Annotated in this window: 10 protein-coding genes and 1 riboswitch; of the genes, 6 read left to right on the forward strand and 4 right to left on the reverse strand. The window is 66.9% G+C overall.

The window, feature by feature from the left end; all coding sequences use genetic code 11:
- Window positions 1-76 precede the first annotated feature (76 nt).
- Window positions 77-2,251, reverse strand: a complete 2,175-nt coding sequence (gene katG / locus BLP95_RS00535; RefSeq protein WP_089676249.1) for a catalase/peroxidase HPI — start codon at window positions 2,249-2,251, stop codon at window positions 77-79.
- 227 nt (window positions 2,252-2,478) lie between these two features.
- On the reverse strand, window positions 2,479-3,441 hold the full coding sequence (locus tag BLP95_RS00540; RefSeq protein ID WP_089676250.1) for a LysR family transcriptional regulator: 963 nt from the start codon (window positions 3,439-3,441) through the stop codon (window positions 2,479-2,481).
- Window positions 3,442-3,672: 231 nt separating this feature from the next.
- Between BLP95_RS00540 and BLP95_RS00545 the strand changes: the two genes are divergently transcribed.
- From BLP95_RS00545 to BLP95_RS00565, 5 genes are all read left to right on the forward strand, one after another.
- Window positions 3,673-5,172, forward strand: a complete 1,500-nt coding sequence (locus tag BLP95_RS00545) for a CoA-acylating methylmalonate-semialdehyde dehydrogenase (RefSeq protein ID WP_089676251.1) — start codon at window positions 3,673-3,675, stop codon at window positions 5,170-5,172.
- Between the two features lie 256 nt (window positions 5,173-5,428).
- Window positions 5,429-8,545: a DEAD/DEAH box helicase gene (locus tag BLP95_RS00550; RefSeq protein WP_089676252.1), complete on the forward strand. Its 3,117-nt coding sequence runs from the start codon at window positions 5,429-5,431 to the stop codon at window positions 8,543-8,545.
- Between the two features lie 100 nt (window positions 8,546-8,645).
- Window positions 8,646-9,233: a peroxidase-related enzyme gene (locus BLP95_RS00555; RefSeq protein ID WP_089676253.1), complete on the forward strand. Its 588-nt coding sequence runs from the start codon at window positions 8,646-8,648 to the stop codon at window positions 9,231-9,233.
- A gap of 107 nt (window positions 9,234-9,340) precedes the next feature.
- Window positions 9,341-9,450, forward strand: a riboswitch (TPP riboswitch).
- A complete protein-coding gene (locus BLP95_RS00560) occupies window positions 9,440-10,846 on the forward strand; it encodes a sodium:solute symporter family transporter (RefSeq protein ID WP_089676254.1) in 1,407 nt (468 codons plus the stop codon). It overlaps the preceding riboswitch by 11 nt.
- Window positions 10,843-11,538 (forward strand): TenA family protein, encoded by a 696-nt coding sequence (locus BLP95_RS00565; RefSeq protein WP_089676255.1) that lies wholly within the window; start codon window positions 10,843-10,845, stop codon window positions 11,536-11,538. The genes BLP95_RS00560 and BLP95_RS00565 overlap by 4 nt, the downstream gene beginning before the upstream one ends.
- Before the next feature lie 67 nt (window positions 11,539-11,605).
- Here BLP95_RS00565 and BLP95_RS00570 read toward each other — a convergent pair whose 3' ends face one another.
- Both BLP95_RS00570 and BLP95_RS00575 read right to left on the reverse strand, forming a co-directional pair.
- Window positions 11,606-12,010, reverse strand: coding sequence for a helix-turn-helix domain-containing protein (locus BLP95_RS00570; protein WP_089676256.1), 405 nt, complete (start codon window positions 12,008-12,010; stop codon window positions 11,606-11,608).
- A gap of 2 nt (window positions 12,011-12,012) precedes the next feature.
- The gene (locus BLP95_RS00575) at window positions 12,013-12,300 is read right to left on the reverse strand and encodes a type II toxin-antitoxin system HigB family toxin (RefSeq protein WP_089676257.1); all 288 of its coding nucleotides are present in this window, start codon (window positions 12,298-12,300) and stop codon (window positions 12,013-12,015) included.
- Window positions 12,301-12,439: 139 nt separating this feature from the next.
- Here BLP95_RS00575 and ilvD point away from each other — a divergent pair, with 139 nt between their 5' ends.
- Window positions 12,440-14,134 carry a dihydroxy-acid dehydratase gene (gene ilvD, locus BLP95_RS00580; protein ID WP_089676258.1) on the forward strand — a complete coding sequence of 565 codons (1,695 nt, stop codon included), beginning with the start codon at window positions 12,440-12,442 and terminating at the stop codon, window positions 14,132-14,134.
- Window positions 14,135-14,152 lie beyond the last annotated feature (18 nt).

The raw sequence follows: 14,152 nt of genomic DNA on the forward strand, positions 1-14,152 counted from the left end.
CGGGTTTCCCCGGGCGTCTCTGTATGGGCTTGCGTGTGGCGTTCCTGGCCGGGCAAGCGCCCGGCCAGGTGGCGGCTCAGCGCGTCTCGACGTCGAAGCGGTCGGCGTTCATCACCTTGGTCCAGGCGGCCACGAAGTCCTTCACGAACTTCGCCTCGTTGTCATCCTGGGCGTACACCTCGGCGTAGCTGCGCAGGATGGAGTTGGAGCCGAACACCAGGTCGACCCGGGTCGCGGTGAACTTCGTGCTGCCGCTCTTGCGGTCGACGATGTTGTACGCGTTCTTGCCGGTGGGCTCCCAGCGGTTGCCCATGTCGGTCAGGTTGACGAAGAAGTCGTTGGTCAGCTGTCCGACGCGGTCGGTGAACACGCCATGCTGGGTGCCGCCGTGGTTGGTGCCCAGCACCCGCATGCCGCCGAGCAGCACGGTCATCTCCGGGGCGGTGAGGCCCATCAGCTGGGCGCGGTCGAGCAGCATCTCCTCCGGCTTGACGACGTAGTCCTTCTTCTGCCAGTTGCGGAAGCCGTCGGACAGCGGCTCCAGCGGCTCGAAGGATTCGGCGTCGGTCATCTCGTCGGTGGCGTCGCCGCGGCCCTTGAGGAAGGGCACGTGCACGTCATGGCCCGCGGCCTTCGCGGCCTGCTCGATGCCCAGGTTGCCGCCCAGCACGATCACGTCGGCGATGCTGGCGCCGGTCTCGGTGGAGATCTTCTCGTAGACCTTCAGCACCCTGGCCAGGCGATCCGGCTCGTTGCCCTCCCAGTCCTTCTGCGGGGCCAGGCGGATGCGCGCGCCGTTGGCACCGCCACGCATGTCGGAGCCGCGGAAGGTGCGGGCGCTGTCCCAGGCGGTGCAGACCAGTTCGTTCAGCGAGAGGCCGGCCTGGGCGATCTTCTCCTTGACCACCTCCTCGACGTAGTTGGTCTCGCCCTGGGGGACGGGATCCTGCCAGATCAGGTCCTCGTCCGGCACTTCCGGGCCGATGTAGCGGGCCTTGGGCCCCATGTCGCGGTGGGTCAGCTTGAACCAGGCGCGGGCGAAGCAGTCCTTGAAGTACTCCGGGTCGGCCATGAACTTCTCGCAGATCGGCCGGAACTCCGGGTGCATCTTCATGGCCATGTCCGCGTCGGTCATCATCGGGTTGTGACGCACGGACGGGTCGGTGGCATCGACCGGCTTGTCCTCTTCCTTGATGTCGATGGGCTCCCACTGCCAGGCGCCGGCCGGGCTCTTCTTGAGCTCCCACTCGTAGCCGAACAGCAGGTCGAAGTAGCCCATGTCGAACTGGGTCGGGTGGGTCGTCCAGGCGCCTTCCAGGCCCGAGGTGACAGCGTTGGTGGCCTTGCCCTGCAGGTTGGGGTTCAGCCAGCCGAAGCCCTGGGCCTCGATGTCGGCGCCTTCCGGCTCGGGCCCCAGCGCCTCGGCATCGCCGTTGCCGTGGGTCTTGCCCACGGTGTGACCGCCGGCGGTCAGCGCCGCGGTCTCCTCCGCGTTCATCGCCATGCGGGCGAAGGTTTCCAGCACCTGGTCACCGGTCTTGATCGGGTCCGGCTCGCCATTCACGCCTTCCGGGTTCACGTAGATAAGCCCCATCTGCACCGCGGCCAGGGGGTTCTCCATGGTGTCCGGCTTCTCGACGTTCTCGTAGCGGCTGTCGGAGGGTGCCAGCCACTCCTTCTCGGCCCCCCAGTAGATGTCCTTCTCGGGATGCCAGATGTCCTCGCGGCCGAAGGAGAAGCCGAAGGTCTTGAAGCCCATGGACTCGTAGGCGACGTTGCCGGCCAGGATGATCAGGTCGGCCCAGCTGATCCTGTTGCCGTACTTCTTCTTGATCGGCCACAGCAGGCGACGCGCCTTGTCCAGGTTGCCGTTGTCCGGCCAGGAGTTGAGCGGGGCGAAGCGCTGGTTGCCGGTGCCGCCGCCGCCGCGGCCATCGGCCAGGCGGTAGGTGCCGGCGGCGTGCCACGCCAAGCGGATCATCAGGCCGCCGTAGTGGCCCCAGTCGGCCGGCCACCACTCCTGGCTGTCGGTCATCAGGGCGTGCATGTCCTTCTTCAGTGCCTCGAAGTCGAGCTTGCGGACTTCCTGGCGATAGTCGAAGTCCTCGCCCATCGGGTCGGTCTTGCGGTCATGCTGATGAAGGATGTCCAGGTTCAGGGATTCCGGCCACCAGGCGACCACATCGGCCTTCTCCTGGGTGTTGGATCCATGCATCACCGGACACTTGCCTGCGTTCTGCTGATCACCCATGTTGCTCTTCCCTCTTGTCGGCGTTGAGGAGCTGCCATCCTTGTATAGACGATGGCGCTCCGGCGGGGCAATGAGCTCGGTCAACTCTCGGCCGTAACCCGGAAGAGCGACCGGCGACTCCTTCTCGGTTCTTCGTCCAAGCTACTCCCGCCTGCTCCATAAGGACAATGCGAGATTGCCGACCGATGTCATAGCCAGCAGCTATCGGCGAGAAGGCGGACGTGAGGCTAGCCGGGCGAGGAAGGGGCCGGCGTGGCCTCGGGCAGGCGCAGCTCGTGGCTCTCGCCCATCAGGAAGGCGTGGTTGGCCTCCAGTGCCTCGCGCAGGAAGTCCCACAGCAGTCGCACCCGGGCCAGGCGGCGCTGCTCCTGGCGGGCGGTGATCCAGAACTGGCGGTCGACCGCGACCTCTTCGGCCAGCACGCGCTCGAGCCCGGCGTCCGTCTCGGCCATGAAACAGGGCAGCACGGCCAGCCCCGCACCGTGGCGGCAAGCCACCTGCTGGGTGGTCACGCTGGTGCTGCGCACCGTCAAGTGGGGTGGCCGGCCCACCACCGCGGGGTCCACCAGCGGCTCCAGGTAGCTGAGCTGCTGGCTGAAGATCAGGTCGTCGACGTAGCCGATCAGGCGGTGCTTGCCCAGCTCGGCGAGGCGCGCCGGCCGCCCGTGGCGGGCGAGGTAGGCGTGGCTGGCATAGAGGCGCAGGCGGTAGTCGCACAGCCGCGAGATCACCAGGCCCGGGCTCACCGGGCGCTCCACGGTGATGGCGAGGTCCGCCTCGTGGCGGCTCAGGTTGACCACCCGGGGCAGGGCGAGCAGGTCCAGGGTGACGCCGGGATGTCGGCTGCAGAAGGCCGAGAGCAGCGGGGCGATCACCCAGGTGCCGAAGCCCTCGGTGACCCCCAGGCGGATCTGGCCGCTCACCTGGTGGTCCTTGTCGGAGAGGCTCTCGCCCGCCTCGAAGGCGTGGCGGGCCATCTCCTCGGCGTGGGCCAGCAGCTGCTGGCCCGCCTCGGTGAGGTGGTAGCCGTGGGTGCTGCGCTCGAAGAGCTGGGTGTTGAGCTTCTGCTCGAAGCGCCGGGTGCGCCGCGAGAGGGTGGAGTGGTCCAGCCCCAGGCGCCGGGCGGCGTCGGTGAGGCGCTGGGTACGCGCCACCTCCAGGAAGATCTGGATGTCATGCCAGTCGAGCATGGCGGGGCTCCACGGAGAAAACTCGGTTGTGCATCAGTGCACAAGCAATGTGCCTGAGTGCCCGTTGTCACGCCATCCGACCTCTGGATACACTCGATGCCATCATCGCTCGTGTTTTTATACACACAAAGTCTAATGCCGGGCGACGGCAGCGGCCATCGGCCGCGCCTCGAGCACAAGCAAAAGCACAAGCCGCCCACCGGCAGCGACAGCACCCAGAGGAGCACGCCCATGTCAGTCCGCGAAATCCCCATGTACATCGACGGCCAGCCCGTTCAGTCCCAGAGCCAGGAGTGGCGCGACGTGGTCAACCCGGCCACCCAGGAGGTGGTCGCCCGGGTGCCGTTCTGCACCGCCGAGGAGGTCGAGCGCGCCGTGGCCAGTGCCAAGGAGGCCTTCAAGACCTGGCGCAAGGTGCCGCTGGCCAAGCGCATGCGCATCATGCTCAAGCTGCAGGCGCTGATCCGCGATAACACCGACGAGCTGGCCGCGCTGATCACCGAGGAGCACGGCAAGACCCTGCCCGACGCCGCCGGCGAGGTGGGTCGCGGCCTGGAGGTGGTGGAGCACGCCTGCTCGATCACCTCCCTGCAGCTCGGCGAGCTGGCCGAGAACGCCGCCAGCGAGGTGGACGTCTACACCCTCAACCAGCCGCTGGGCGTGGGCGCCGGCATCACCGCCTTCAACTTCCCCATCATGCTGCCCTGCTTCATGTTCCCGCTGGCCATCGCCACCGGTAACACCTTCGTGCTCAAGCCCTCCGAGCAGGACCCGAGCTCCACCATGCGCCTGGTCGAGCTGGCCCACGAGGCGGGCATCCCGGCCGGCGTGCTCAACGTGGTCCACGGCGGCCCGGACGTCGCCAACCAGATCGCCGACCATACCGACATCAAGGCGCTCTCCTTCATCGGCTCCACCCACGTGGGCTCGCTGCTCTACAACCGCGCCGCCGCCGCCGGCAAGCGCATGCAGTCGATGATGGGTGCCAAGAACCACTGCGTGGTGATGCCGGACGCCAACCGCAGCCAGGCCATCAACAACCTGCTGGGCTCCGCCTATGGCGCCGCCGGCCAGCGCTGCATGGCCAACTCCGTGGTGGTGCTGGTGGGCGAGGCCCGTGAGTGGCTGGACGACATCGTCGAGGGCACCAAAACCATGAAGGTGGGCCCCGGCACCCAGACCGACGCCGACCTCGGCCCGCTGGTCTCGCCCCAGGCCAAGGAGCGCGTCGAGCGGCTGATCACCGCCGGCGAGAAGGAGGGCGCCAAGCTGCTGGTGGATGGCCGCGGCTACCAGGTGGAAGGCTACCCGGACGGCAACTTCGTCGGCCCGACCCTGTTCACCGACGTCACCCCGGAGATGACCATCTACCGCGAGGAGATCTTCGGCCCGGTGCTCTGCGTGGTCACCGTCGACACCCTCGACGAGGCGATCGCCTTCATCAACGCCAACCCCAACGGCAACGGCACCTCCATCTTCACCAACTCCGGCTGGGTGGCGCGCCGCTTCGAGAGCGACATCGACGTCGGCCAGGTGGGCATCAACGTGCCGATCCCGGTGCCGGTCGCCTACTTCAGCTTCACCGGCTCGCGCGCCTCCAAGCTGGGTGACCTGGGCCCCAACGGCAAGCAGGCCATCGCCTTCTGGACCCAGACCAAGACCGTCACCGCCCGCTGGTTCGAGCCGGAGAACGTCTCCAGCGGCATCAACAGCACCATCTCGCTGAGCTGATCACACCCGCTCGGTAACAACGCGGCCCCGCCTCGAGAGAGGCGGGGCCGCGTCGTGTGTGGACGGCGGAGGTCCTTTGTGGAAGCGCATGGTCCGGCGTTCCGGCTTCGCTGCGTGAAGGACGACAGGAAATCATCCAGCGTTTCACTCTTCTGGTGGGAGGCCGGCTTCGCCGGGCGAATGGAGGCCGAAGGCCTCCTACAATGGACCGTTACTGCTACCCTGGTGAGCATCGACGGGGCAGGGAAGAGACACCATGGACCGGTTGCCGGAAGGCCTATACGAACGGCTGCTCGATGAGGAGCTTTGGGAACAGCTGGAGGGACATCCAGAGCTTAGGCCGGTGCTGCGCAAGCTCGACGATGAGTCGGCCCCCCACACTTACGCCCTGTTCCTCGGCCAGCTGCTTCATCAGGCCTTGAAAATCGTCGACGCCGATCGACGCCTGCCGCTCCTCAATCGCCTGATCGAGTTGATCTCGGCCACCGATGGCCTCGACTACCTGGTGCGCAAGAAGCTGCTGGCGGTGGATAAACCGATACTCAGCGAGCTGGGCCGGGGGAGTCATCCACTCCCACGGCCGGCGACACCCTTGGCGACAAGCGCCCTGCTCACGGGGCTGGGGCATGACCCGCCACTCGAACACGAGCTACGCGCCGAGATGGCCACCGCCGACGGCGTCGACATCCTGGTCTCCTTTATCAAATGGTCGGGGCTTCGGCTGCTGATGCCCGCCTTCGAGCGCCTGGCCGATCGCGGCATACCGGTGCGCCTGATCTCCACCAGCTATATGGGCGCCAGCGATCCGACGGCACTGGAGTGGCTGACCCAGCAGCCCAATGTCACCGTGCGGGTCTCCTACGACACCGGCGGCACGCGCCTGCATGCTAAGGCCTATCACTTTCGCCGCGAGAGTGGTTACTCCACGGCCTATATCGGCTCGGCGAACATGTCCCACTCGGCGATGACCCAAGGGCTGGAATGGACCGTCAAGGTCACCGCTCAGGACATGGCGCATATCCTCGAGCGCTTCGAAGCGGAGTTTTCGGCCTACTGGGAGAACGACGAGTTTGAGCCCTATACGCCCGACGATTTCTCGCGCTTTCGGCGGGCGATCGTGGCCCATAAGGCTCAAACCCAAGTTGGGGCGACATTCTTTGCCGAAATCACGCCGCGCCCCTTTCAGTTGAGAATCCTGGAAGCCATCGATGCCGCTCGTCAGCGTGGCTCGTTTCGCAACCTGGTGGTCGCGGCGACCGGTACCGGTAAGACCGTGATTTCGGCGCTGGATTATCGACGAGTCTGTGAGCATGAGAAGCGCCAGGTACCCCTACTCTTTGTCGCCCATCGCAAGGAGATCCTTGAGCAGGCCCAGGCCTGCTACCGCACCGTGCTACGCGACCAGAACTTCGGTGAGCTCTGGGTGGGTGGCCATGTGCCGACGGAGCAGCGTCATCTGTTCGCCTCGGTACAGACACTCAATCGACAGCGCCCCTGGGAGTCGCTGGGGACGGAACACTTTCAGTACGTGGTGATCGACGAGGCCCATCATGAGGCCGCCAGCAGCTATCGGCCGTTGCTCGAGGAGTTACAGCCAGCCGTGCTGCTGGGCCTGACGGCCACCCCCGAGCGCATGGACGGTAGCAGCATACTGCCGGACTTCGATGGCGACTTCGCCGCCGAGATTCGCCTTCCGGAGGCGTTGGAAGAGAAGCTGCTATGCCCCTTCCACTACTTCGGGGTCAGCGATAGCGTCGACCTTAGTGATGACTCGCTGTGGCGCAACGGCCGCTATGACGTCCGTCAGCTGGAGAATTTGCTAACCGGTGATGATTTTCGGGCCAGGCAACGGGTCGACACCGTCCTGCAGGCGCTGAAGCGTTACCAGCCCGATCTACACGGCATTCGTGCGGTAGGGTTCTGCGCCGGCGTTCGCCATGCCGAATACATGGCCGTGTGTTTCAATCGGTTGGGCGATGAGTATCGGGCCTCCGTCCTTGTCGGAGACACGCCGGCGGAGGTTCGCGCCGAACGGTTGCGTGAGTTCCGTGACGGAAAGCTGCCCTTCCTGTTCACGGTGGACGTGCTGAGCGAAGGGGTCGATGTTCCCGATATCGACCTTGTGATGTTCCTGCGGCCGACCGAGAGCCTGACGGTCTTCCTCCAGCAGTTAGGGCGTGGATTGCGCCACGCGCCGGGGAAGGAGTGCCTCACCGTCCTGGATTTCGTGGGGCAGACGCATCGCCGCTATCGCCTGGATACCAAGTTCACGTCGCTGCTCTCCGGGAGGCGCCAGCGGCTGGATCGTGAGGTGGAGGCCGACTTTCCTAGCCTGCCTCCCGGCTGCAGCATCCAGCTCGAGCGGGTGGCGCGGGATCGGGTGCTGAGCAAGATTCGCTCGGTACTGGCCGATCTCAATCAGTTTATCCCCGAGACACTGCGCACCTGGTCGGAAGAGGTCGGGAAGCCACTCACTTTCGGGCGTTTCATCGAAGTGACTGGGCTGACGCCTGTACAGGTGCTGTCGCGTCGCAGCTGGTCGGAGTGGAAGGCATTGGCCGACCGTCAAGCGATGCCCGAGGATCCCGATATCGATCAGGCACGCAAGGCGCTGCCGCGGATCGCACTGCGCAGCGATCCCGAACTGCTGTCGGCCATCGAGACGCTCGGCGAGACAGAGGGAGTCGAGGAGGCCTTGGGGCGCTACGACACCGCACGGCAAACGGCACTGCATTATCTGCTATGGGGCCAGAAGGGCGGCCTGGTTGGCGTCGATAGCCTCGAAGAGTCGCTACGTAAGTGGCGCGCCAACCCCAGTGTCGCGGCCGATGCCGCCGAGATTGCAGCCTGGAAGCTAGCTCATCAGCAGGTGCCCCTGCGGCGCCTGAGTGAGCTGCCTTTCGACTGCCAGCTGCTCCTGCATGGCGCCTATGGTTTGCCAGAGATCAAGGCAGCACTCGGGTTGTCGAGCTTGGAAAAGCCGGGCGCCACCGGCGTGGGGGTGATCCATGCAAAGGAAATCCGTGCCTATATCCACCTGGTGACCTTCCAAAAGGATGACACCGACTTCTCCCCCACCACACGTTATCGAGATTACCCCATCAGTCGCACTCTGCTGCACTGGGAGAGTCAGTCGAACACCAGTCAGGCCAGTGCAACGGGGCAGAACTACCTTCACTTCGAGGAGCGCGGTTACACCATCCTCTTCTTCGCCAGGTTGACCAAACGCACCGACGGTGAGACGGCGCCCTTTACTTTCCTGGGGCCGGCCAAGGCTCTCAAGAGTTACCAGGGGGACCGGCCTATCGCCATGACCTGGGAACTGGCCCACCCCATGTCTGCCGAGCTATTCGAGGAGGCGCGACCGGCATAGTGGCCCTGCTTTCGGTGTATGCGACTTTGGCAGGCATGTTGACGTTAACGTAAGCTGTTATGTTGGTTCGGCGACGATAACCACAACTCCAGGAGCCATCATGACCGCGTCCATCAGCCGCTTTCCCGTCCCCGAGTCGATCCAGGACCTGCCCGAGGATATCCGCGATGCCATGCTGGCGGTGCAGGAGAAGGCCGGCTTCGTCCCCAACGTCTTCCTGATGCTGGCCCACCGTCCGGCCGAGTTCCGCGCCTTCTTCGCCTACCACGACGCCCTGATGGAGCGGGAGTCCGACACCCTCACCAAGGCGGAGAAGGAGATGATCGTGGTGGCCACCAGTGCCCGCAACCGCTGCCTCTACTGCGTTGTGGCCCATGGCGCCCTAGTGCGCATCTACAGCAAGGACCCGCTGCTGGCCGACCAGGTGGCCATCAACCACCGCACCGCTCCGATCAGCCAGCGCCATCGCACCATGCTCGACTTCGCCATGCACTGCGGCCTGGAGGTGGGGGAGCTCACCGACGAGTGGGAGGCCCGCCTGGCGGACGCCGGGTTCACCCGCGATGACATCTGGGACATCGGCGCCATCGCCGCCTTCTTCGGCCTCTCCAACCGCTTGGTCACCCTGACCGGCACCCCGCCCAACGAGGAGTTCTACCTGATGGGACGGGTGCCGCGGGAAAAGTAGCGCAAGGTTTGGCGTCACGTTATGTGGCTGGTACCTCAGTCAGTCCAGCGCTATGATGCCCCCGGTCACGCCTTGCCTCTGTGTAAGCGTGGCTCCACAATTCATCCACTTGTCGCCAGGGGAGTCCCGCCGCATCGCGGGGGCTGAGAGGGCCATGCGCCGACCCTGGAACCTGATCCGGTTAATACCGGCGGAGGAAGCGCGACATGCCCTACCTGACGTCTGCCGTGCTCGGCGCGGCGCTGCTGTGCTTTGCTTTCCTGGGCCTGCGGGCCCGCCGGGCCGATGGCCCCCTCGACGACTACGTGACCGCCCGCAACTCCCAGGGTGCCCAAGCCATTGGCTTGTCGTTCCTGGCCTCCGGCATGGGGGCCTGGATCCTCTTCGCACCGCCCGAGATCGGTGCCTTCGTGGGGCCGATGGCGCTGGCCGGCTATGCCATCGGCTCCTCGCTGCCCTTCATCGTGCTGGGCCTCTACGGACCGGCGATCCGCCGCCACCTGCCGGAAGGGCGCAGCATCGGCGAGTTCGCCGAGGCGTGCTACGGTGCCGGGGTGCGCCGCTGGGTGGCCTTCGTCTCGGTGGCCTATATGGCGCTCTTCCTGGCCGCCGAGCTCACCGCCATCGGCGCCATCGCCGCGCTGCTTTCCGATGTGCCACCCTCCCTGGTGATCCTCGGGGTGGCGGTGGTCACCCTGGTCTACACCACCCTGGGCGGGCTGCGGGCGAGCCTTGCCACGGATCGCTGGCAGGCCTGGCTGCTGCTGGCCTTGCTGGTGATGGTCGGTGGGGTGGCCTGGTGGTGGCTGCCGCCGATGCCGGCAGGGGCGGTGATGCCGGCCATTCCCGTCGGCAGCGCGCTCTCCGTGGCGTTGACCCTGGTGATCGCCGTCACCGCGGCCAACCTCTTCCATCAGGGGTACTGGCAGCGCATCTGGGCCGCCGAGGACGATCGCGCCCTGGGCCGCGGCGCGCTGCTGGGCGGCGCCAGCAGCCTTCTGGTGGTGATGGCGATCGGCGGCCTCGGCATGCTGGCGGCGATGCACGCGCTGCCGCTGGGCGAGCCGCCGATGCCCTTCTTCGCGCTACTCTCCGCGGCGCCGGCCTGGCTGGGCCTGCCGGCGCTGGTGCTGGCGGTGACCCTGGTGGCCTCCAGCGTCGATACCCTGCAGAACGCCATCGCCTCCATGGCGGTGGCGAGTTCCGGCAAACGCGGGCTCTCGGTACGCGCCGCGCGCCTGATGACGGTGGCGCTGATGCTACCGGTGGTGTGGGTGGCCCTGCAGGGCTTCTCGGTGCTGCGCCTCTTCCTGATCGCGGATCTCTTGTGTGCGGCCATCGTGGTGCCGGTGCTGCTGGGGCTGTGGCGACGCATGTCGCCGCTGGCCGCGGTAGCCGGCGGGCTCGCGGGCATGGCCGGGGCCATCGTGCCGGGCTGGAACGCCACGGGCAGCCTCGCCGCCGGCGTGCTGGCCGCCACCTTCCCGGACAGCATCCCGACCCTGCCGCCCTTCCTGGGGGCGCTGGTCGCCTCCACCCTGGCGAGCCTGCTGATCGCCTGGTGGCGCCCGGGAACCCGAGGCCAGCCGACCGTTCAAGGAGATGCCCGATGACCACCCGCGCCGACTTCAACGCCTGGGCCGCCAATCAGGAGGCGCCGCGCATCACCACCTGGCTGCGCGAGACCAGCGAGCCCGACTGGTCCGCCACCGTGCACCACCCGCTTTTCGATGCCCTGGCCGAGGGGCGCCTCGCCGGGGACGAGTTCGCCGCCTACATGGTGCAGGACTACGGCTTCGTGGACCCCTTCACCGCCCTGATCGGCCACGCCATCGGCCGGGCGCCGGGCATGGCGGACCGGGTGGTGCTGGGGCAGTTCATGGGCATGCTGACCAGCGACGAGAACAGCACCTTCCAGCGCACCTTCGAGGCCTTCGGCGTGCCCGTCTCGACCCGCGAGGCGCCGGACTACCTGCCCGAGACCCGCGCCTTCCAGGCGCTGCTGCGCGAGACCGGCGATGGCGGCGGCTACGCCGATATCCTCGCGGCGCTGGTGGTCACCGAGTGGGTCTACCTGGCGTGGGCGCTGCGCATCACCCGCGCCGAGGGCCTGCACCCGCTGGTGGGGGAGTGGATCGACCTGCACGACAACCCGGCCTTCCAGGACTTCGTCGCCTGGCTGCGCCGCCGCCTGGACGAGGAGGCGGAGCGGCTCGATGACGCCGCCTTCACCCGCATGGCCGAACGCTTCCGCGAGACCGTCGCCAGGGAGCGCGCCTTCCACGATGCCGTGATGCCGCGCTGAGCGAAGCAGGCGCCATGCTTGCCGTCGTTTTCGGTGGGTGTCGCCCAGGGAAGAGGTGAGTCCCCCTTCAGTCGAGGAAGAGGTCGGCAGGCAGCCCGAAGCGCAGGGTCAGGGCCTTGATCTGGCGAACGTTCAGGCGTCGCTTGCCGTTCAGGATCTCCGAGATCACCGATTGGGTGCCGACTTCCGGCAGGCTCGACTGGTCGAGGCCATGCCACTGCATCAGGTGGCGGAGCATGTCGGCCCCCCTCACCTCCGGCATCGGGCGATTGGCATCGTCGTACTCCTCAATGAGGTCACCCATGTGGGAGGCGAGGCTTGCCAAGGGGTGTTCTTCGTCGTCCCCGACCAGCCCCAGCAGCTCATCGAGCGCTGCGACAAGGGCGTCGTAGTCATCTTCCGATTGCGGGGCGTTGAGCAGGGGGGCCACGAAGCGCCAGTGGGCGGCCGCCTGTTGGACGATGCTGGTCATGTTCACTCCTTCCAGGTGCCCCTGTCGTATTCGGTGTGGTCGAGGACGTGCTGGATATAGACCTTCTTGAATCGATAGTGCACCACGGCGATGAGGCGAATCTTGTTGCCACCGATATCGAAGACATGCTGTCGGCCGACCTTGTCGGTGGCGGGAAACAGCGCCTTCATCTCGGCAAAGCTGCCAGGCTCGCTCGACTTCATCAGCCGATACCAGGCATCCAGGGCAGAGGCGGCCTGGGGCCATTTCTGCTTGGCTTCCCAGATGCGCTTCTGGGTGATGACATGCATGGCGGTTGCTCTATCGCATTCTGCGATAAAGAGTAGTCGTCTCCGCTTCATGTGGCAAGGTTGGCAGGTCGTCCATGGACAGCCACATGAGTTGCGGTCCACCCTCTGAGGGTCTCACCCTCTGCACAGGAGCCCTGCCATGAGCGATACCCCGAAGGACCCCCGCCGCCGCCACTCCGCCCCGGTGGTGGATGGCCCCGGCAAGGCGGCCAGCCGCGCCATGCTGCGTGCGGTGGGCTTCACCGACGAGGACTTCAGGAAGCCCCAGGTGGGCATCGCCTCCACCTGGAGCAACCTCACTCCCTGCAACAGCCATATCGACGAGCTGGCGCGCCACGCCAGCGACGGCGCCGACGCCGCCGGCGGCAAGGGAGTGATCTTCAACACCATCACCATCTCCGACGGCATCGCCAACGGCACCGAGGGCATGAAGTACTCGCTGGTGTCGCGGGAGGTGATCGCCGACTCCATCGAGACGGTGGCCGGCTGCGAGGGCTTCGATGGCCTGGTGGCCATCGGCGGCTGCGACAAGAACATGCCGGGCTGCCTGATGGGGCTGGCGCGGCTGAACCGTCCCAGCGTGTTCGTCTACGGCGGCACCATCCTGCCCGGCAAGGGCCACACCGACATCGTCTCGGTGTTCGAGGCCATGGGCGCCCACAGCCGCGGCGACATCGACCTGATCGAGCTCAAGCAGATCGAGGAGACGGCGATCCCCGGGCCGGGTTCCTGCGGCGGCATGTACACCGCCAACACCATGGCCTCGGCCATCGAGGCGCTGGGCATGAGCCTGCCGGGCAGCTCCGCCCAGAACGCCGTCTCCAGGGACAAGCGCCAGGACTGCGAGGCGGCGGGCGCGGCGGTGCTCGAGCTGCTCGAGCGCGACCTCAAGCCTTCGGACATCATGACCCGCGAGGCCTTCGAGAACGCCATCACCGTGGTGATCGCGCTGGGTGGCTCCACCAACGCGGTGCTGCACCTGATCGGCATGGCCCGCACCATCGGCGTAGCGCTGACCCTCGAGGACTTCACCCGCATCGGCCGGCGCGTGCCGGTGGTGGCCGACCTGCGCCCCAGTGGCCACTACATGATGAGCGAGCTGGTGGCGATCGGCGGCATCCAGCCGCTGATGAAGACCCTGCTCGACGCCGGCCTGCTGCATGGCGACTGCCTGACCGTGACCGGCAGGACCCTGGGCGAGAACCTGGCGAGCGTGGCCCCCTATCCCGATGACCAGCGGATCATCGCGGCGCTGGATGCACCCATCAAGGCCGAGAGCCACCTGCGCATCCTGCACGGCAACCTGGCCCCCGAGGGAGCCGTGGCCAAGATCACCGGCAAGGAGGGCACGCGCTTCTCCGGCACCGCCCGGGTGTTCGGCTCCGAGGAGGAGGCCCAGGCGCGCATCAACGACGGCACCGTGGTGGCCGGCGACGTCATCGTGATCCGCTACGAGGGACCGCGGGGCGGGCCCGGCATGCGCGAGATGCTCACCCCCACCTCGGCGATCATGGGCCGCGGGCTCGGCAGCGAGGTGGCGCTGATCACCGACGGGCGCTTCTCCGGCGGCAGCCACGGCTTCGTGGTGGGCCACGTGACGCCGGAGGCCTTCGACGGCGGCCCGCTGGCGCTGGTGGAGGATGGCGACCGCATCACCATCGACGCCGAGGCCGACACCATCGACGTCGACCTCCCCGACGAGGAGCTGATGCGTCGCCGCGCCGCCTGGCGCCAGCCGGCGCCGCGCTACACCCGCGGGGTGCTGGCCAAGTACGCGCGCCTGGTCAGCTCGGCCAGCACCGGCGCGGTGACCGACGCCGAGTCGTCACCGTGACGGGGGCGGGGCGCTGAG

Origin of the sequence: Halomonas shengliensis, assembly GCF_900104135.1 — a bacterium.
Taxonomy (GTDB): domain Bacteria; phylum Pseudomonadota; class Gammaproteobacteria; order Pseudomonadales; family Halomonadaceae; genus Halomonas; species Halomonas shengliensis.